This is a genomic window from Kitasatospora fiedleri, from assembly GCF_948472415.1.
Taxonomy (GTDB): Bacteria; Actinomycetota; Actinomycetes; order Streptomycetales; family Streptomycetaceae; genus Kitasatospora; species Kitasatospora fiedleri.
Genome location: NZ_OX419519.1, coordinates 314,130 through 331,980, shown reverse-complemented (window position 1 = coordinate 331,980; position 17,851 = coordinate 314,130). Strand labels below are relative to the sequence as shown.

Sequence of the window (17,851 nt, the reverse complement as noted above, 5' to 3'; positions counted from 1 at the left end):
GGCGGGCGGGGTCAGCCGACGGTCGCGAGGCCGTTCACCCAGAGGCTGTTGACCCGGTTCCGCTCGGTGGTGTTCGGGTACGGGTTGGTGCACGAGGTGCCGGGGCCGCCGCCGGACATCAGCTCGCTGCACGGGCCGGAGTAGTGGTCGGGCAGGCCGAGCACGTGGCCGGTCTCGTGGGCGGTGACGCGCAGCGAGCTGTACTGCCGGTTCTGCGCGTAGTCGAGGAAGACGTAGCCGCGGCCGTGGCCGTCGGTGGAGGCGTAGGAGCCGCGGGAGTCGTTGCCCTCGTAGTAGCGGAAGTCGGCGTTGGTGCCCGAGCGGAGCTGGACGTTGCTGACGAGGAGTTCCAGATCTGCGCGCTCTGCGAGATGACGCTGCGGAAGGTCGGGGCCTGGCTGGCGTCGTAGGTGACGGCCACGGTCAGCAGGTAGGGGTTGGCGGCCTGCTTGGCGCGGGCCGACTTCATCACCGCCTCGTAGAACGCCTTGTTGCCCGCCTCCTCGGCGGAGTTGGCGGCGATGCCCGCGGACGGGGTGTAGCCCTGGGCGGTGGGGGCGCCGGGGGCGGTGACCGCGGCGGCGGGCACGGTGGCGGTGCCGACCGCGAGGACCAGCCCGAGGGCGGCGGCGAGCACGGTCATGGAGCGGTTCATGTGGGGACTCCATTTTTTCGCGGGCCCCGGGGCCGTGGGGAGGCCGTCCGGGACGCGGTGACGGGTTGTTGCACCGAGCTTGGGGCAGGGCGGGCGGGGCGCGGAGATGGCAACCGGCGATAGCACCGGTCAATACCCTGGCTCGGTCAGCGGTTTGACGGACCGTGGTCGACTCTTGACATGCTCTTGGCAGATGAGGGGCGTCTGGCTATGCTCCCGTGATGGAGCTCGACGTCCGACACCTGCGGGTGCTGTGCGCGATCGCGGACACCGGCAGCGTCCGGAAGGCCGCCCGTCGACTCGGCATGACCCAGCCGTCGCTGACCACCCAACTGCACCGCATCGAACGCACCATCGGCGGACGGCTGTTCACCCGCGGACAGACCGGCAGCCGCCCCACCGCCCTCGGCCACTCGGTGCTCTCCCGCGCCCGCCCCGTGATCACCGAGATGGACGCCCTCCTCGCCGCCGCCCGCGCCGAGGCCGCCGGACCGGGCCGCCGCCGACTGCGGATCGGCAGCGTCGGCAGCCGCGCGGTCGCCGCCTGGCTGCGCCGCATCCACGACCGGCTCCCGGAGACCGACACCACCATCCACATCGACATCTCGGCGATCGCCCTGCTCCACCTGGTCGCCGCCGAACAGCTCGACACCGCCTTCGTCCACGAGAGCGAGGGCTTCCCGCTGCACGTGCCGGCCGGCACCGAACAGCGGGTGCTGGTCGCCCGCGAACCCCAGTTCGTCGCCCTCGCCGAGACCCACCCCGCCGCCGGCCGACCGGTCGTCAGCCTCGCCGACCTCGCCCACGACACCTGGATGGTCGACCCCACCGCCGACCACGAGTACGCCGCCCTCCGCCGGGTCTTCGCCGAAGCCGGACTCGATCCGCGCGTCGTCCAGGTCCGCGACAACGCCACCGCCGCCGAACTCGTCGCCTCCGGCGAAGCCGTCCGCCCCTGCCAACCCACCTCGCCACCCGGCCCCGGCACCGTCCTGCGCCCCGTCCACGGCGACCCGCTCGCCGTCCGCCTCCTGCTCACCTGGCGCCCCGACACCGTCGGCGGCCCCGCCCTCGACGGCCTCTGGGTCGACCTCTGCCACGCCTACCTCGCCCTGGCCGGCGCCAACCCCGCCTACCGCGCCTGGCTGCACCGCCACAACCGCCCCCTGCACACCCTCCTCGCCCCGGTCGGCCCGCCGCCCTGACCCCGCCCGGCCGAGCCACCGAAGACCCCCACGGGGACCTCGGCCTCCGCGCGAGAAACCGGAACGCCCCGGGCCCACCCCCCGGAGCGTGGCTCGCCGCCCTACCGGAGGGGGCCCGGGGCACCGGACGCCACCGCCGGTACGGCGACGCATCGCGCGGCGGCTGTCGGCAGCGGCACGCGTCGTCGCCGCTCAGGGACGCCCTTGGGAATCCGCCTCCCCAACCGGGCACCCCCGGTCGGCCGCGCCGATCGGACGGCCCGCCGTGGCGGCGAGGCGGAAGCAGTGGCCGTTGGCCCGCACCGCGACCGAATCCCGCCGGTGCACCACCAGGAAGGTGTCCGCCCAGGGCTCCACGGTCAACTCCGGCGGGGCTTCACCGTCGTCCGCGACCACCAACCGTGCCGTGCGTGCCTCCGGCGAACATCCCCAGCACTTCTGCCAGCCCCCAGCCCCCTGAACGCCCGGGTGCCCACCCGCCACCGGCGCGCACGGCCCGATCCTCGCACCCCGGATTCGACCCCCGGTCCGCGAACCCACCGGTGCCGGACCCGTCCGCAGTGTGCGGCGGCTCCCGATCGGGCTAACGGCGTCAGGGCCCCTGCTGCGGCGCGACGCCCCGCCGGTACGGCGGCGACGGGAGGGGGACGGCCGCCGCTCGGCGGGTGGGAGCGGCCCGTTCCGGTGGCGCGTCGACCAGTCGTGGACACGATGGGTGGCAGTCCCCGTACTCGTTGTGAAGGAACGTGATGGCCATGCGTGTTCACGCCGTTCTCGCTGCTGCCGCCCTGGGTGCGGCCGTCCTCGTGCCGGTCGCCTCGGCGACCTCCGCCCAAGCCCTGACCCCCACGGCGGACCTGAACTGCTCGGACTTCACGACGCAGCCGCAGGCGCAGGCGGTGCTGGACGCGGACACCTCCGACCCGAACCACCTCGACACCGACAACGACGGCATCGCGTGCGAGGACCTGCCGGCCGGCACCACCTCCGGCGCCGCGGCCTCCGCGAGCGCCGCGCCCTCCGCTTCGGCGAGCGCGTCCACGGCGGCCGGCACCACCGCCTCGGCCTCCGCCGCGACTTCCGCTTCGGCCCCGTTTCGGCCCCCGCTTCGAGCGTCGCCTCGGCCTCCGCCTCGCCGAGTGCCTCCGCCTCCGCCGCGGTGCCGCGCGGCGCGGTTGCGGCCGGCTACGGGCCGTCCGACCACACCCAGGCCGCCGCGGTCCTCGGTGCCCTGGCCCTCGCGGCCGGCGGCGGTGCCGTGGTGGTCCGCCGCCGCACCCGTACCGGCCGGCACTGACCCCCGGCTCCCCACGGCCCGGTTCCGCCGGTCCCGCCGTCCAGGGCCGCATCCCGCGGCCCTGGACGGTCTGGAGCGGTGGCGACGAGGAGAGCGGTGAACGAAGTGGGCAGCACAGCAGCCGGCACACCCGACGGCGACCGGCGCGGACCCGGAGGCGCCCGGGGCAACGGCCTCGCCGCCGCCTTGGTGGCCGCCGCGATCGGACTCGCCGGCACCGCCACCGTGCTCGCCACCACCGGGACCCCCGCGCCACCCCGCCCGCACCGGCCGCCACCACCCCGGCCCCGGACGACCCCGCCACCGCCGGCGCGCCGGGATGCCGAGGGCCGACCCGATCCGCCTGCGCGTCCCCTCGCTGGACATCGACACCGCCCTGATCCCGCTCACGCTCGGCCCGGATGGCACCCTGCAACCCCCGCCCCTCGACCAGGGCGCCACCGCAGGCTGGTACGCGGCCGGCACCAGCCCCGGCGAGACGGGCACCGCCATCGTCACCGGCCACGTCGACACCCCACCGGCCCCGCCGTCTTCCACCCCCTCTCCCGCCTCACCCCCGGTGCCACCCTCACCGTCGACCGCGCCGACCGCACCACCGCGACCTTCACCGTCGACCGCGTCACCAACTACCCCAAGACCAACGTCCCCGACGAGGTGTACGCGCCCGCCGCCCGCCCGAACTCCGCCTGATCACCTGCGGCGGCACCTTCGACCGCGCCCACGGCGGCTACCAGGACAACACCGTCGCCTACGCCCACCTCGTCGGCTGACCACTGCCACCGCCACCGCCGACATCCCGCCGATGCGGGGCAGGTGGGGTCCGGGTCCGGTGGTGCGGCCTCGGCCGTTGCCGAAAGGGTCGCGGACAAAAGCGACATTCCCGCCCGGCTTTTGCCCGCGTTTGCACGGGGGGCTTTTCCGCGTGGTTCGCTGGAGGTGCGGGGGTAGCGTTGCGTACCAAGGCCGCAACTCACTGTACCGGTGATGTTGTCGTGGCCGGTGGGCCAACACCGACCACGACGAAGGGCCGATCCAAGCAAGGACAGTGAAATGCTTGAACGACCCGCTCGAGATCGAGCGATCATGCCCTCGATGAGCTTCCACGCTAGCAGGATGTGGAGGTTGGGTGACGGAACGCCCCGGCCGGGTGCGGTCGGGTTCTCGGTGAAGCTCGGCAGAGCGCTGGTGGTGTCGGCGCTGCGGTGGGCCGTGGTGGCCGACGGGCCGAACGGCCGGGAGCATGCGGCGCTGGGGTTGGCGCTGCTGTGGATGGCGAAGGACGTCCAGGTCGGCGCGGTCGCGCCCGGCCGGCTCTGACGTTCCCGGCGGCCGGCCGGATGTGGTGTCCGGCCGGCCGCGCGCCCCGGCGCGCTCCGTACGCGCCGGGTTGCCTCCCCGCCCGGGCCTCCTGCCCGGAACGGGTGTCACCGTTCCGTCGAGTTGACGTCGAAGGAGTCACGGTGTCCGGTCACCGGCCCGCGATAGCACTCGGGTACGTGGCCTTCGTCCAGCTGCGCCACGGCCCCTACGAGCAGTACGCCTGCGCCCGGTTGGGCGACGCGGAGGTGAGCCGCCAGGTGGTCCAGCACGCGCTGCGGCGCACCGAGTTGAGCTGGGACGCGGTGCTGGCGGCCGATCCGGCGGCGTTCGCCTGGCGGGTGCTGGGCGAGGTGGTGGCGGAGGCCCTGGCGGCCGTCCCGCGGCCCGGCGCCGACGCGCTCCACCGCGAACTGCCCGCCCGGGCCGCCGACGCGGCGCTCCTGTACGAGCACCTCGGCATGCCGGCCTGCGTGGCGGCGGAGCTGATGGGGCTCGCCGAACCCGAACTGCACGTCGAACTGCTGGTGGCCCGCCGCCTGCTGGCCGAACGAAGGAGGAACGCCCCCGCCTAGAACCGGACACTCGGAACCGGACATCTAGAACCGGACACCGCCCAAGCACCGGACGCCGAAGCCCGCCGCCCCGACGTCCGCTCCGGCGCACTTCCTCCCCCTCGGAACGCGCCGGAGCGGGCCCGCACCAGGGGTCGCGCCAGGGCTCGCCATGCTTGCGCCATGCACCACCCGCACGGGTGATGCCGCTTCGCCATGCCCGCGCTATAGCATGACGGGCCGTCACATTGACTGGCGCAGAAGCCACTTGGCGACGCGAGGGGGAACGCGTGAGCGATTCACTGCCGGACGAGATCGACGTCAGCAAGCCGACCGCCGCGAGAATGTACGACTACCTGCTCGACGGGCGGTTCAACCACGCCTCCGACCGGGCCGCCGTCGCGCAGCTGCTGGAGATCGCGCCCAGCACCAAGGAGCTGGCGCTGAACAACCGCGCCTTCCTGCGCCGGGTCGTCGAGATCATCGTCCGCGACTACGGCATCCGGCAGTTCGTCGACCACGGCTCCGGACTGCCGACCCAGGACAACGTCCACCAGGTCGCCCAGCGCATCGACCCGGACTGCCGCGTCGTCTACATCGACAACGACCCCCACGTCCGGGCCTACAGCGGCCTCCTGCTCGACGAGAACCCGCGGGTCGCGCTGATAGCGTCCGACATGACGCTGACCGAGCAGATCTTCGCGCACGAGGACTTCCGCTCCAGGATCGACCTCCGGGAGCCGGTCGCGGCCCTGTTCGTGTCGGTGGCCCACTGCCTCACCGACGAGCAGGGTCCTTTCGGCATGATCCGGCGCACCGTCGACGCCCTGCCCGCCGGAAGCGTCGTGGTGGTGTGCCAGCTCGTCAGCGAGGACGAGAAGGTCCGCGACGGGGTCACCCGCCTCATGCAGGAGGGCACCGGCGGACGCTGGGGCCGGGTGCGCACCGAGGCCGAGGTGCGGGCCTTCTTCGACATCGACCGGCTGCGGATCGAAGAACCGGGCCTGCGCGACGTGACCTACTGGCGCCCCGACCGGGAGGTCTTCCCCCGGCAGCGCAGCGACGAGTGGATCGAGTTCGGCGGCCTCGCCGTCGTCCGGTGACCTGGCGGGCCCGGGCCGTCGTCCGGTGACCTGGCGGACGTGGGCCGTCGTCCGGTGACCTGGCGGACGTGGGGCCGTTCTCCGGTGGGCGCGGTTCCGCGGCGGCGGAACCGCGCCCGTCACCCGGCCGACCCGCCCCGCATCCGGGCCCGGTGCCAGGCGACGGCCTTCCGGATCAGCTTCCGGCTCGGCTCGCGGTGCAGGGCCCTGGCCACGACCGTGTTCAGGACCTCCTTGTAGTCCTCGAAGGCCGCCGCGTCCCCCTCGCCGGGGTAGTAGTAGTGCCCCTCCCGCTCGCCGGTCTCCACGTAGATCAGCTCCGGCATGGCGTCCGGCGTGTCGAAGTGCAGCAGGGTCAGGTTCATGACCTGCAGCGCCAGCGGCAGTTCCACCGGGATGATCCGCACCCCGATGCTCGGGGTCTCGGTGTACTCCAGCAGCTTCTCCAACTGCTCGACCATGAGCTCGTGGCTGCCCATCACCCGGTACAGCGCGGACTGGTGCATGCAGAACACCGCCCGGACCCCGGACTCGCGCACCACCCGCCGACGCACCTTGCGCGCCTCGATCGCCGCCGGCGCCTCGTGCAGCCGACTGCGCAGCACGGTCTCCTCGGTGACCGCCGCCATGTACCGGTCGGTCTGCAGCGCACCCGAGACGACGTTCACGTCCACGGCGATCAGCAGCGTCGCCCGCCACACCATCCCGGACAGCCGCTGCTGCGCCCCGGCGCCGGAGTCCCGGTGGAAGCCGGGCGGGTTCTTCTGCGACGCGGCGACCGCGAGCTCCATCAGCGCCGCCCGGTCGGGGCCGTGCAGCAGCCCGACGGCGTTCAGGATCGTGGCGACGTCCTCCGGGTTGTTCAGGCGGCGCTGCCCGTTCTCGATCCGGCTCAGCTTCGACGCCGAGAAGTGGGTCCGGGTCTTCAACCACTGCAGCGTCCGTCCCCCGCGCAGGGCCCGCAGTTTGCGGCCGAGGTGCGCGGCGGGAATGGACCACTCCGGCGCGCCCTGATCGGCGGCGCGGGAAATCGGCTCCAGGTTTTCGTTCGAATCAGCGCTGTCGAACGGGTCAGCGGACACGAGGCCCCCCTTGCGAAAAACCGAATGATCGCGGCCAGCTTGACACAGGGAGGGCTTCGGCGTCACGCCGGGTTTCCCGCGAAAACGGGAAACCCCGTGTGATCAGCTCAGAAGGTTGTCGAACTCTTCCTTCTTCGCGCCGTCCAGCCAGGCGTCGATCTCGGGCCGGGTGAAGACCAGGGCCGGGCCGCCCGGGTCCTTGCTGTGGAACACCGCCACCCGGCCGTCGGGCAGGCGACGCATGGTCACGCACTCCCCGAGCCCCTGGCTCTTCACGGCCTTCTGCGCCGGGTACGGCGACTCGATGGCATCCGCCGACATCCCATTGTAGTGCTCGCCAGTACGGTCCATGACTCATCTCCTCTTGTACGAAAAACGCGGATCACGCCCTCCGGTCATACTTTTCCGGGATTTCGCAGGTCAGCCGACCGTGCAATCCCACGTGCAATTGCCCGGAGGGGGCAGAGTGAATCATTGCGCCCAAAAATCGAACAGCGCCACTCCCTGATCGGGTGATTCGGGAGCGAAAACGATATATTCCGATCAGACTTTGATCTGCCCGCGCCCGTGCCCGCTCCCTTCGCCTGTCGCCCGTCGTCCATCACGACGGAGCGGAGCCGCGTTCCGACTCTCGTCGGCCGCCTCGGCCGACGCTCCTGCGGCCGGGGAATTAATCGGGTGACAGCGGGTCGAGGGCGGTCTACGTTGTGCACCGACGCCCCCCGATGCGCTGGGTCTTCCGGTTACTTCTCTGACGACCTCACACCGGCACCCGCTTTCGATCACGGGGGGCGTCTCCCGACGCGCCGTCATCCGGCCTCTTCCACGTGCCCGCCAGGGAGGCTTCCTGCATGACCCGGTTCAATCGCCAGCGCATCAAAGTCGCCACCAGGGTGGAGATCCGCACCGAGACACCGGAACTCTTCGCGGCCGGCGCCAGTGGGCAGTTGGCGCTCCACGGCAGGTGGCCGGTCGCCCCGCGGCCGGCGCACACGCCCTCGGCCGTCCTCAGGTCCTCGGCCCTGACCGTGGCCCGGTCCGGGGCCCGGCTCACCAACCACCAGGGCGGAGCCGGCTGGCAGCGCGACCCGCGCACCGAGCTGTTCGTGCTCGCCGTGACGCACTTCTCCGGCCGACACAGCTTCTACGAGAACGCCGCCGATCGGGAGCAGCGCTTCACCTCGCTGGTCCGCCGCCTCGCCCTGGAAGACCCGCGCTGGACGCTCGGCCTGCTGCGCTGGCTGCGCGGCCAGGCGCAGATCCGCTCCGCGGCCGTGGTCGGCGCCGTCGAGTTCGCCCGGGCCCGGGCGGAGGCGAAGGCCCCCGGCCACGCGCGGCAGGCCGTCGACGCGGTGCTCCAACGCCCCGACGAGCCGGGTGAGTTCCTCGCACTCTGGACGGCCCGGTACGGCCGTCGGCTGCCCCAGCCGGTCCGCCGCGGCCTGGGCGACGCCGTCCGTCGGCTCTACACCTCGCGGGCCGTGCTGAAGTACGACACCCCGTCACACGCCTTCCGATTCGCCGACGTGCTGGAGCTCACCCACCCCGCCCCCGCCGCCGGCCACCCGTGGCAGGGCGAGCTGTTCCGGTACGTCCTGGACCGTCGGCACCGCCCGCACCAGGCCGTACCGCCCCGCACCGACACCCTGCTGACGGAGCGACAGCGACTGGCCGAACTCCCGGTCGCCGAACGCCGGGCCGTCCTCGCCGCCCCCGACGCGGCCCGCAGACTGGCCGCCGCCGGAATGACCTGGGAGGCGCTCGCGGGCTGGCTGCAGGGTCCGATGGACGCGGCGGCCTGGGAAGCGGTGATCCCGTCCATGGGGGCGATGGCCCTGGTGCGCAACCTGCGCAACTTCGACCAGGCCGGGATCGGCGACGCGGCGGCGACGCTGGTCGCGGCCCGGATCGCCGATCCGGCCCAGGTCGCCCGCTCCCGCCAGTTCCCGTTCCGCTTCCTCGCCGCCCACCGTGCCGCCCCCGGCCTGCGCTGGGCAGCCGCGCTGGAGACGGCGCTCAGCCACTCGCTCGCCAACGTCCCCCACCTGCCCGGCCGGACGCTGGTTCTGGTGGACCGCTCGGGCTCGATGTTCGGCGTACCGGAGAGCCGCACCGAACTGACCCGGGCCGACGCCGCCGCGGTGTTCGGCAGCGCGTTGGCACTGCGCGCCGAGCAGGCCGACCTGGTCGAGTTCGGCACCGGCAGCCGACCGGTCCGGCCGGCACCGGACGATTCGCTGCTCGCCGTCGTGGAGCGCTTCCACGACCTGGGCGGCACCGACACAGCCGGTGCCGTCGCCCGGCACTTCGACGGCCATCACCGCGTCGTGGTGATCACCGACGAACAGCCCGGCCTCTTCGGGCCACTCGACCCGTTCGCACCCGTCCCGCCCGGCATCCCGGTCTACACCTGGAACCTGTGCGGCCACCGCACCGGCCACGCCCCGCCCGCCCCGAACCGGCACGTCTTCGGCGGCCTGTCCGACGCCGCGTTCCGGCTGGTGCCACTACTCGAGGCGGGCGGAGCCGAGCAGTGGCCCTGGGAGCCCCCGCCTGCCGCTTCCGACTGACCCGCGCTCGGATCACCGCCTGCCGGAGGTGCCGTCCCGCAGGCTCGCGGCGGTGACCAGGAGCATCAGCGGCAGGCCGATCGTGTCGGTGATGGTGTCCCGTTTCCTGCCCACGGTCTCCTTCCCCACGTCGGTGCCCTGCGAGGCGGTGGAGACGTTCGTGGAGGTCTTCGCGCTCCGGTGGCCGCCGACCCGCCAAGGCAAGGAATTCGGCAGCTCAGTGACGGTTTCCGCGCGCCTTGAGGGCGACGTTCGGCAGCTCCGGGGCGGGCAGGCGGTCGCCCGGGTAGTCGTGGACCTCGCCGAACCGGACCCCCTTCTCCCAGTCGAGCCGCGCCTGGGCGATCTCCTCGCCGGTGCGGCCGATGAAGTTCCACCACATGACGATGTCCTCGCCGAAGGGCGGGCCGCCGAGCAGGATCAGGCGGGCGGGACGGGGGAGGTGTTGGTGAGGGTGAGGGTGGTGCGGCCGGGCGGGAGGTGGCCGAGGTCGGCGGGGCGGAGGGGGGTGTCAGCGAAGAGGATGTCGCCCTGGTCGACGAGGAGGCCGTGTTCGAAGGCGGGGTCGACGTCGAGGGTGGTGGCGGCACCGGCGGGGAGGGTGAGTTCGGCGCCGAGGAGCGGGGTGAAGGTGGGGACGGGGGAGGTGTCGCCCGCCAGGGTGCCGAGGAAGACGCGGGCCTCGCCGCCGCCGGGGAGCGGGACGGGGGCGGGGGCGTGGTGGTGGAAGTCGCGGGCGGTGTGCCGGTGGGCGTCGGGGAGGGCGACCCAGAGCTGGACGCCGTGCAGGACGGTGGTGGCGGCGGTGGAGGTCTCGGAGTGCGCGATGCCCCGGCCGGCCGTCATCAGGTTGAGCTCGCCGGGCCGGACGAAGGCGTGCACGCCGAGGCTGTCGCGGTGCTCGATCTCGCCGCTGAACAGCCAGCTGACGGTCTGCAGGCCGATGTGCGGGTGCGGGGCGACGTCCATGCCGCCGGTGGTGGCGACGTCGTCGGGGCCGTAGTGGTCGATGAAGCACCAGGCGCCGATCAGGGTGCGGTCGCGCTGGGGGAGGGTGCGGCGGACGGTCATCGCGCGCGGTCCGCCGAGCGGGACGTCCCGTGGGGGCAGGACTTCGGCGGTGCCGTGGTCGGTGGTGCTCATCGGGGTGCTCCCTCCCGTGCCGCCGTCGGTCGGCGAACACGTCCAGCAAATCGTTACATCTTCAACTATCATGGACCGCAGCAGCCGACGAACGCCAGTGCGCGATGGAGGAGAGTCCAGGTGACCGAGGTGACCACCCCGACGGGCCGGGTCTATGTCGACAAGCAGACCCCGCAGGCGTTCCGCGCCCTGCTGGGCACCGCCGAGGCCGTCCGGCAGGCGGCCGCCGACGCCGGACTCGACCGCCGCCTGGTCGAACTCGTCAACCTGCGGGTCTCCCAACTCAACGGCTGCGCCTACTGCCTGGACGTGCACACCAAGGCCGCCCTCAAGGAGGGCGAGAGCGCGCAGCGGCTCGGCGTGCTGGCCGCCTGGCGGGACGCCGCCGTGTTCGACGAGCGCGAGCGCGCCGCCCTCGCGCTGGCCGAGGCGACCACCCACCCGTCCGACGCGGGCGCGCAGGAGACGGCGTACGCGCGGGCCCGGCAGGTCTTCGGCGACCAGGAGATGTCCGCGGTGATCTGGGTGGCGATAGCCATCAACGCGTTCAACCGGGTGTCGATCCTCAGCAAGCACCCGGTCCGCCCGGCCCGCTGACGGACCGCCGGGCCCGCTGACGGCCCGTCGGCCGAGCCGGTCCCGGTCCCGGTCGGCGGTCCGACGGTGGAGGGCCCGGCCGCCCGTGTTCGGTGGCGCCCTGCCGACAGGCGGGGCGGACGACCGCCGCACGGGTGGAATCCTCGCGTCCCGGCGGCCGGGCGGGGCCAACGGGCGGGTCCGGGTGGTGACCTGTGCGGAACAGGTCCACACCCTCCCGGAAGAGATGCCCCCATGCGCCGTCCCCGCGCCCGGCGACTCGCCGTCGCCCTGCTCGCCCTGAGCACCCTCGTCCCCGCGGCCCCGGCCGCGGCCGACTCCGCTGCCGCGTTCATCCGCCCGACCGTGCAGCCCGCGCACCGCCCCGTGCACCAATTCGAGGACGAGGACTGCCCGTTCGACCCGGCCCTCGCGGCGCGGCTGGACGAGGCGATCGCCGGTGTGCGCCAGGAGACCGGCACGCCCGGTGTGATCGTCGGACTGTGGCTGCCCGGGCGCGGCACGTACGTCCGCGCCGACGGCGTCGCCGACCGGGCCACCGGACAGCCGATGACGCCCGACCTCAACATGCGGATCGGCAGCGAGACCAAGACCTTCACCGTCACCGCCGTGCTCGAACTCGTCGACCGCGGCCTGGTCGGCCTCGACGACCCGATCGCCGAGTACCTCGACGGCGTCCCCGACGGGGAGCACATCACGATCCGCCAACTCGCCGAGATGCGCAGCGGACTGTACTCCTACACCTTCGACGACGACTTCGTGCACGCGCTGCTCAGCGACCCCGAGCGGCCGTTCACCCCGCAGGAACTGCTCGGGTACGCGTTCAAGCACGACAAAGTGTTCCCGCCCGGCAGCGACTACCAGTACTCGAACACCAACACCGTGCTGCTCGGCCTGCTGGTCGAGAAGCTCGGCGGGATGCCGCTGCGCGACTTCATCCACCGCAACGTCACCGAGCCCGCGCACCTCCAGCGCACCCTGTTCCCGCGCGGCGCCGAACTGCCCCGCCCCTACGCGCACGGCTACACCGACCAGACCCTGGACGGCCAGGTCGCCGACGCCACGCACTGGAACCCGTCCTGGGGCTGGGCGGCCGGGGCGATGATCTCCGACCTGCACGACCTGCACGACTGGGCGAAGACCCTGGCCACCGGCACCCTGCTCAGCCCCGCCACCCAGGCCGAACGCGAGAAGTTCATCCCCGTCCCGGGCTTCGGCGACGGCGCCGGCTACGGGCTCGGCCTGTTCCGGATCGGCGGCTGGGTCGGCCACAACGGCTCGCTGCCCGGCTACGAGAGCGTCACCCTCTACCTGCCCGAGCAGGACGCCACCCTGGTGATCCTGCTCAACACCGACATCATCCACGAGGGCAGCGAGCCCTCCACCCTCTTCGCGAAGGCCGTCACCTCGATCGCCACCCCCGGCCACGTCTACGAGCTGCCCACCGAGAAGTAGCCCCGGCCCCGGATCGGTCCCGCCTCTGCCCCGTCCCGGCCCCGCCTCGGCCTCGCCCCGGACCGGCCTGTACCGGTCGGCCGGGCGCGGGAGGCAGGGTGCCGGCGGGTCAGAACTGGTCGCCGGGCAGGTCGGCCGGGCGGATTCGGTAGACCTGGAGGTTCAGGCCGTAGTACTTGGTGGTCTCGCCGACCCAGCGCATGCCCAGCCGCTTCGCCACCGCGTGCGCCCGGTCGTTCTTGGGCCGGGCCACCGCGAAGACCTCCTCGATGTCCTGGGTGAACACCCAGCGCAGCAGCGCCAGGCCCGCCTCCGTCGCGTAGCCCTGCCCCCAGTCCTGCGGGGAGAGCTGCCAGGTGATCTCCAGGTCCTCGTCGTACGGCGGCAGCGGACGGATGCCCAGGCCGCCGACCACCTTCCCGTCCTCGCGCCGCTCCACCGCCCACCGCCCGCGCGGCGGCAGCAGCCCGGCCTGTTCCTGCTCCCAGGTGCGCAGCACCGAACGCATCGCCTCGGCATCGACGACCTGGTCCATCACGGGCGTCAGCCAGCGGGCGACGTCCGTGGAGCCATACACGGCCAGCGCGTCCTCGGCGTCGTCCGGTGTCCACTCCCGGACGACGAGCCGATCAGTGGTCAGGCTGATCCCCATGGGCGGGTCCTCCCTCAGTCGATTGGCGGACGTCTCCCTCCACCGGAGTGTGCGCTCCCTACCCGCCCGAGTCGAGCCGGAAGCCTGATCCGCACCACCTGTCACCGGACGGTCACCCGCCCGTCGCCCGGGGGCCGCAGCCCCCTCCGGGACCGCAGCCCCCCGAACCGCGGCCCTGGAGACCGCAAGCCCCGGGGCCAGGGGTCAGCGGCGGCCGGGGAGGGGGAGGTGCAGGCCCCCCGGGTCCTGGCCGCACAGCGCGAGGGCGGCGTCGGCCTCCTCGGGCAGCGTCTCCAGGCCGAGCAGGCCCAGCGCGAGCCCGGCGGCGGCGCGGTGCCAGTCGCCGGCCCGCCGCAGCAGGGTGTGGCCGCTGCCCAGCACCCGGTAACCGGCCACCCGCGCGCCGTCGGCCCGGGCCCGGAGCGCGAACAGGTCGGTGTCGCCGGGTGGGGTGATCCTGTCCCGGTCGCCGTGCAGCAGTAGCACCGAACGGTCCCGCAGGTGCGCGGTCGGCTCGCCCCGCGGGCACCACGGCGCCAGCGCGACCACGCCCCGCACGCACGGGTGGGCCGCCGCCCGCAGCGCCGCCCGGCCGCCCATCGAGTGTCCGATCAGCACCGTCGGCACCGGCCCCAGCCGCTCCACCAGGTCGGCCAGCGCCGCCTCCGCGTCCCGGGCCGCGTCCGCCCGGTCGCCGTTCCAGCCCCGGTACCGGTAGCGCACCATGCCCACCGCCAGCGACCGGCCCGCCGTCGTCGTCCCCGCCGCGCGCTGCACCGCCCTGGCGAACGGCCGCATCCGCAACCCGGGCAGGTTCAGCGCCGTGGGCGGCTCCGCCCCGTGCTCCCTGCCGCCGTGCAGCACCAGCACCGCCGCGTCCGGCGAGGGCGGAAGCGCCCGCCAGGAGAGCAGCCGGTGCGCCTCCGCTGCCGCGCCGTCGGAGCGCACCGCGACCCGCTCGTCCATTGCACCGTCCCTGCCGTAGCCGTCCGCTGTCGTGTACCGCCGTGCACCGTCGTTCGCTGCCGTCCGCAGCCCCCGGAGGGGCCCGCAGCCGCCCGGAACCGTCCACCGACGTTCGCACGCGTCCGCCACGGCCCCGGACCTGCCACTGTACGCGGGCACCGCCGCAGGACGGCCCGACCCTGGAGAAGGACGGGAGGGCCGGCGGTGGACGGAGGCTTTCCTGTCGCGCTACGGCCGGGGGCGTCGCTTTTCGCCGCATCGGGTCAACTGCCGAGTGGACCCGTGGGCGTTGTACGCGTGGGGGACGCGCTGGGTGGCGGGGGGGCGTGCGGTGGCGGACCCGTACCGCCCCGCCCGCCGTTGCCCGTTCCCCGTGCCCTGTTCCTCCCGACGGTCTGCTGATCCACGGAGCTGCCGACCCGCCGACCTGGTCAGCCGGGCCGACCGGGGCGGGACGGGTGGGCGGCTACCGGATTCGTCCTCGGCGGCGCAGGTGCGTCGCCACCGCCATCAGCATCGCCAACACGGCGGCCCAACCGACCACCACGGCCAGGAGCAGGACCGGTTGGTCCCACACCACTGCCAGCGCCAGCAGTGCGAACGAGACGGCCAGACAGGACGAGATCACCGTGACCACGATCCACGGCCGGGCCACCAACGTCCGTCGTAGCCGGGCCATCCTCGCTGTCCGCATCGTGCGCAGCTCGCGCTCCAGCTCCTGATCGCTCCCCAGCTCTGCCTCGATCTGTTGGAGGATCAGTAGCTCACGGGGGGAGAGTGCGGGTCCGTCCATCAACCACCTCCGCGCCGCAAGGCAGGCACGCCCCGGCCTTCCCCGCCGACGCGATCCTGCTCCCAGGTAGCAACACATGTGCCCGCTGGACGCCGGTTCTAACACCCGAACGCGCGCTCGACGCCCCGGTGTCCATTGCTGCTCCTCCCAGTTGACGTCTTGTCGGCTCCCGCTCGTCACCGGGAACGGGTAGGGCGGCCCGACGCTGTCGCCGCGACCGGTCGCCGGACCCGACCGTGGTGGCTGGTGGGAAGCGGGGGACGCGGAAGGCGGGCGGACGGGAGCGACCCGCTGTCGCCCCCGGCCCCACCCGGCCCGCCGCCGTACCGGGTGGGGCCGGGCCGGCAGTGGCGGGGTGGCGGCCGGTCAGCCCTCGGTGGGCGGCTCGGCGATCAGGGCGGTGGCTATTCGGCGGAAGCCGACGCTCTCGTAGACCCGCGCCACGGCGTCGTCGCTCGCGGAGAGGAACACCGTCCGGACCCCGGTGGCGCGGGCGTGCTCGACCAGGTGCGAGGTGACCCGGCGGGCCAGGCCCCGGCGGCGCAGGGCCGGCAGGGTGGCCACCGCGACGATCTCGCTGACCTCGCCGACCGGCTGGTGGCAGCCGGAGGCGGTGGGGGTGCCGTCCGGCCCGACGGTCGCGGCGAGGACCGTGCGCCCGGCCGTTATCCGATCGGCCATGCGGGCGGCCGCGGCCTCGGTGTCGGGGCCCCGCACCGCCTCGGCGAGCTGCTCCGGCCCGGCGGTGCCGACCTGGGTGCCGGACTCGGCGAAGGCCAGGTGCGGCAGCATGACGGCGGCGGGCAGCGGTGGGTCGTCCGGGGCGAGCACCCGGACCTCGGGCCGTCGTCCGCCGCCGCCCCGGCAGCGGCGTCGGCGGTGGTGGCCTCGGCGGGGGGCGACTCGTCGAGGTCGAGCACCAGCAGCGGGTGCTCGTGCACCTCCAGCCCGGTGGCCTCGACGGCGGCGCGCAGACCCGGCGTGGTCTCGTGCACCCACTCGAAGCTCTCGGGCGCCCCGATCTCCCGCTGCCGGGCCCGGACCCGCTCGACGTCCTCGGCGGTGAAGACGCCCGGGCCGCCCGGCGTGGGCCGCCCGTAGTAGTGCCAGCCCTGCCCGGTGCGCACGAACAGGGTGAACGGGCCGTGCTCCTCGGTCGTCGCGGAGAACCGGGGAACCGCGTCGTAATAGGTTTCGAGCCGGGCCAGGACGTCCTTCGACCCGGGGGTGGGGGTGTCGTTCGCGTCGCGCATCGTGCTGCCGTCCAAGGGTGTGGTGCTTCCTCTCGTGGAGGTTGATCAGGCGGCATCACATCAGAGCGGTCGATCGTGTGCACGGGTTTTTTCGAACCCTGCGCACCACCTGTTCGAAAAACGGCCGGTGACGACCCGTCAGGGACGAACCGTTTCTCCTCGCCGCCCGAAGGTCCGCACGGGCCGAAAACAGGGCCGGTCGGCCGGGAGCCTCGTGCGCGCGGCGTCCCGGCCGACCGGCCGGATTCACCCGTTGGAGTGAATCCGGGGAGCGGCCCGGACGGCGGTCCGCAGAACGAACCGGCCGGGCCCGGGCCACGGCCTCAGCGCCGGCCGACCTCGGCGAGCCGGGCGAGCAGCAGCTCGGCGATCTCCGCGGGGCGCTCCAGCGCGGGCAGGTGGCCGGCCCAGGGGAGTTCGCGGTGCTCGGCGTCCGGCAGCAGGGCCGCCAGTTCGGCGGCGATCCGGCGGAAGTCGTCCAGGTCGTGCGCGCCGGAGTACACCAGGGTGGGCGCGACGGCCGCCCGCAGGTCGACCTCGACCGGCGTCGGGGAGATCTCCTGCTCGGGCGCCAACTGCACCTCGTACGCGTTGCGCTGCATTACCCGGAGCTTCGCCCGGGCCGCCTCGTCCGCGTCCGGCCCGAGCCAGGTGTCCGCCATCAGCTCGACCGCCTCGTCCAGGCGGCCGGACTCGACCAGGCCGACCTCGAGGTCGTCCAGCGCGAGCAGTTCGGCGCTCGGCTCGTGGTCCGGACTGCCCGGACAGAGCAGGGTCAGCGAGCCGACCCGGTCGGGGTGGCGGGCCGCGAACTGGAGGGCGAGCCGACCGCCGAAGGAGGAGCCGACCAGGGCCGCCCGTTCGATGCCGAGTTCGTCCAGCAGCTCCGCCAGGTCGGTCAGGTTGTCGTACGGCCGGTCCGCGCAGGGGGTCTCCCCGAAACCGCGGAAGTCGCACCGCAGAACGCGGTACCCGGCCGCGCGCAAGGCGTCCCACTGCCCGTCCCACATCCGCCGGTCGCAGACGGAGGAGTGCAGCAGAACCACCGCGGGGCCGTTTCCGGCCACCTCGTGAGTGATCGTCATTCCGCCGACCGTAGGGCAGGGACGGGCCGCTGACCAGCGATTTCCGCTGCGGGCAGAGCGCGGGGCCGCGGACGGCACCGGTGACGGCGCGGGTGGCGGCGCCGGCGACGGTGTCGGTGCCGGG

16 protein-coding genes and 3 pseudogenes are annotated in these 17,851 nt (G+C 73.7%); 9 read left to right on the top strand and 10 right to left on the bottom strand.

What is annotated here, in order from left to right; genetic code table 11:
* Positions 1-11: 11 nt before the first annotated feature.
* Positions 12-655, bottom strand: a pseudogene (gene snpA / locus QMQ26_RS01650) (snapalysin).
* A 221-nt stretch (positions 656-876) separates the two neighbouring features.
* On the opposite strand from snpA, the gene QMQ26_RS01645 reads away from it, so the two are divergent.
* The 6 genes and pseudogenes from QMQ26_RS01645 to QMQ26_RS01620 all read left to right on the top strand — a co-directional run bounded on the left by QMQ26_RS01645 (position 877) and on the right by QMQ26_RS01620 (position 6,131).
* Complete coding sequence (locus tag QMQ26_RS01645; RefSeq protein WP_199846893.1) at positions 877-1,860, top strand: LysR family transcriptional regulator; 984 nt, start codon at positions 877-879, stop codon at positions 1,858-1,860.
* Positions 1,861-2,609: 749 nt separating this feature from the next.
* Positions 2,610-2,777: pseudogene (locus QMQ26_RS01640) on the top strand (hypothetical protein); the annotation flags it as partial.
* 41 nt (positions 2,778-2,818) lie between these two features.
* Entirely contained in the window at positions 2,819-3,157 is a 339-nt protein-coding gene (locus tag QMQ26_RS01635) for a hypothetical protein (protein ID WP_282206720.1), read from the top strand.
* Between the two features lie 1,164 nt (positions 3,158-4,321).
* On the top strand, positions 4,322-4,474 hold the full coding sequence (locus QMQ26_RS01630) for a hypothetical protein (protein ID WP_282204473.1): 153 nt from the start codon (positions 4,322-4,324) through the stop codon (positions 4,472-4,474).
* A gap of 143 nt (positions 4,475-4,617) precedes the next feature.
* Positions 4,618-5,049 carry a hypothetical protein gene (locus QMQ26_RS01625; protein ID WP_282204472.1) on the top strand — a complete coding sequence of 144 codons (432 nt, stop codon included), beginning with the start codon at positions 4,618-4,620 and terminating at the stop codon, positions 5,047-5,049.
* Positions 5,050-5,318: 269 nt separating this feature from the next.
* Positions 5,319-6,131, top strand: coding sequence for an SAM-dependent methyltransferase (locus QMQ26_RS01620; RefSeq protein WP_282204471.1), 813 nt, complete (start codon positions 5,319-5,321; stop codon positions 6,129-6,131).
* Between the two features lie 119 nt (positions 6,132-6,250).
* On the opposite strand, the gene QMQ26_RS01615 is transcribed toward QMQ26_RS01620, so the two are convergent.
* Positions 6,251-7,213 carry a Scr1 family TA system antitoxin-like transcriptional regulator gene (locus QMQ26_RS01615; RefSeq protein WP_282204470.1) on the bottom strand — a complete coding sequence of 321 codons (963 nt, stop codon included), beginning with the start codon at positions 7,211-7,213 and terminating at the stop codon, positions 6,251-6,253.
* Between the two features lie 102 nt (positions 7,214-7,315).
* Positions 7,316-7,564: a DUF397 domain-containing protein gene (locus tag QMQ26_RS01610; protein WP_282204469.1), complete on the bottom strand. Its 249-nt coding sequence runs from the start codon at positions 7,562-7,564 to the stop codon at positions 7,316-7,318.
* Between the two features lie 500 nt (positions 7,565-8,064).
* On the opposite strand from QMQ26_RS01610, the gene QMQ26_RS01605 reads away from it, so the two are divergent.
* Entirely contained in the window at positions 8,065-9,783 is a 1,719-nt protein-coding gene (locus QMQ26_RS01605) for a TROVE domain-containing protein (RefSeq protein ID WP_282204468.1), read from the top strand.
* 217 nt (positions 9,784-10,000) lie between these two features.
* Here QMQ26_RS01605 and QMQ26_RS01600 read toward each other — a convergent pair.
* Positions 10,001-10,926: pseudogene (locus QMQ26_RS01600) on the bottom strand (pirin family protein).
* A gap of 129 nt (positions 10,927-11,055) precedes the next feature.
* Here QMQ26_RS01600 and QMQ26_RS01595 point away from each other — a divergent pair.
* Both QMQ26_RS01595 and QMQ26_RS01590 read left to right on the top strand, forming a co-directional pair.
* Positions 11,056-11,523 (top strand): carboxymuconolactone decarboxylase family protein, encoded by a 468-nt coding sequence (locus QMQ26_RS01595; RefSeq protein WP_282206386.1) that lies wholly within the window; start codon positions 11,056-11,058, stop codon positions 11,521-11,523.
* Positions 11,524-11,757: 234 nt separating this feature from the next.
* The gene (locus QMQ26_RS01590) at positions 11,758-12,978 is read left to right on the top strand and encodes a serine hydrolase domain-containing protein (RefSeq protein ID WP_282204467.1); all 1,221 of its coding nucleotides are present in this window, start codon (positions 11,758-11,760) and stop codon (positions 12,976-12,978) included.
* 109 nt (positions 12,979-13,087) lie between these two features.
* Here the strand turns inward: QMQ26_RS01590 and QMQ26_RS01585 are convergent, their stop codons facing one another.
* From QMQ26_RS01585 to QMQ26_RS01560, 6 genes are all read right to left on the bottom strand, one after another.
* Positions 13,088-13,630 (bottom strand): GNAT family N-acetyltransferase, encoded by a 543-nt coding sequence (locus QMQ26_RS01585; RefSeq protein ID WP_282204466.1) that lies wholly within the window; start codon positions 13,628-13,630, stop codon positions 13,088-13,090.
* A gap of 204 nt (positions 13,631-13,834) precedes the next feature.
* On the bottom strand, positions 13,835-14,596 hold the full coding sequence (locus QMQ26_RS01580; RefSeq protein ID WP_282204465.1) for an alpha/beta fold hydrolase: 762 nt from the start codon (positions 14,594-14,596) through the stop codon (positions 13,835-13,837).
* Between the two features lie 466 nt (positions 14,597-15,062).
* Positions 15,063-15,389: a hypothetical protein gene (locus QMQ26_RS01575; protein ID WP_282204464.1), complete on the bottom strand. Its 327-nt coding sequence runs from the start codon at positions 15,387-15,389 to the stop codon at positions 15,063-15,065.
* Between the two features lie 366 nt (positions 15,390-15,755).
* Positions 15,756-16,070, bottom strand: coding sequence for a GNAT family N-acetyltransferase (locus tag QMQ26_RS01570; RefSeq protein WP_282204463.1), 315 nt, complete (start codon positions 16,068-16,070; stop codon positions 15,756-15,758).
* Positions 16,055-16,657, bottom strand: coding sequence for a hypothetical protein (locus tag QMQ26_RS01565; protein ID WP_282204462.1), 603 nt, complete (start codon positions 16,655-16,657; stop codon positions 16,055-16,057). The genes QMQ26_RS01570 and QMQ26_RS01565 overlap by 16 nt, the downstream gene beginning before the upstream one ends.
* A gap of 308 nt (positions 16,658-16,965) precedes the next feature.
* Positions 16,966-17,727, bottom strand: a complete 762-nt coding sequence (locus tag QMQ26_RS01560; protein WP_282204461.1) for an alpha/beta fold hydrolase — start codon at positions 17,725-17,727, stop codon at positions 16,966-16,968.
* Between the last annotated feature and the right edge of the window lie 124 nt (positions 17,728-17,851).

Bases quoted from the DNA above. Each gene is read 5' to 3' on its own strand.
- QMQ26_RS01645 (WP_199846893.1), top strand. From the start codon at position 877: ATGGAGCTCGACGTCCGACACCTGCGGGTGCTGTGCGCGATCGCGGAC.
- QMQ26_RS01610 (WP_282204469.1), bottom strand. From the start codon at position 7,564: ATGGACCGTACTGGCGAGCACTACAATGGGATGTCGGCGGATGCCATC.
- QMQ26_RS01605 (WP_282204468.1), top strand. From the start codon at position 8,065: ATGACCCGGTTCAATCGCCAGCGCATCAAAGTCGCCACCAGGGTGGAG.
- QMQ26_RS01590 (WP_282204467.1), top strand. From the start codon at position 11,758: ATGCGCCGTCCCCGCGCCCGGCGACTCGCCGTCGCCCTGCTCGCCCTG.
- QMQ26_RS01585 (WP_282204466.1), bottom strand. From the start codon at position 13,630: ATGGGGATCAGCCTGACCACTGATCGGCTCGTCGTCCGGGAGTGGACA.
- QMQ26_RS01580 (WP_282204465.1), bottom strand. From the start codon at position 14,596: ATGGACGAGCGGGTCGCGGTGCGCTCCGACGGCGCGGCAGCGGAGGCG.
- QMQ26_RS01575 (WP_282204464.1), bottom strand. From the start codon at position 15,389: ATGGACGGACCCGCACTCTCCCCCCGTGAGCTACTGATCCTCCAACAG.
- QMQ26_RS01570 (WP_282204463.1), bottom strand. From the start codon at position 16,070: ATGGCCGATCGGATAACGGCCGGGCGCACGGTCCTCGCCGCGACCGTC.
- QMQ26_RS01560 (WP_282204461.1), bottom strand. From the start codon at position 17,727: ATGACGATCACTCACGAGGTGGCCGGAAACGGCCCCGCGGTGGTTCTG.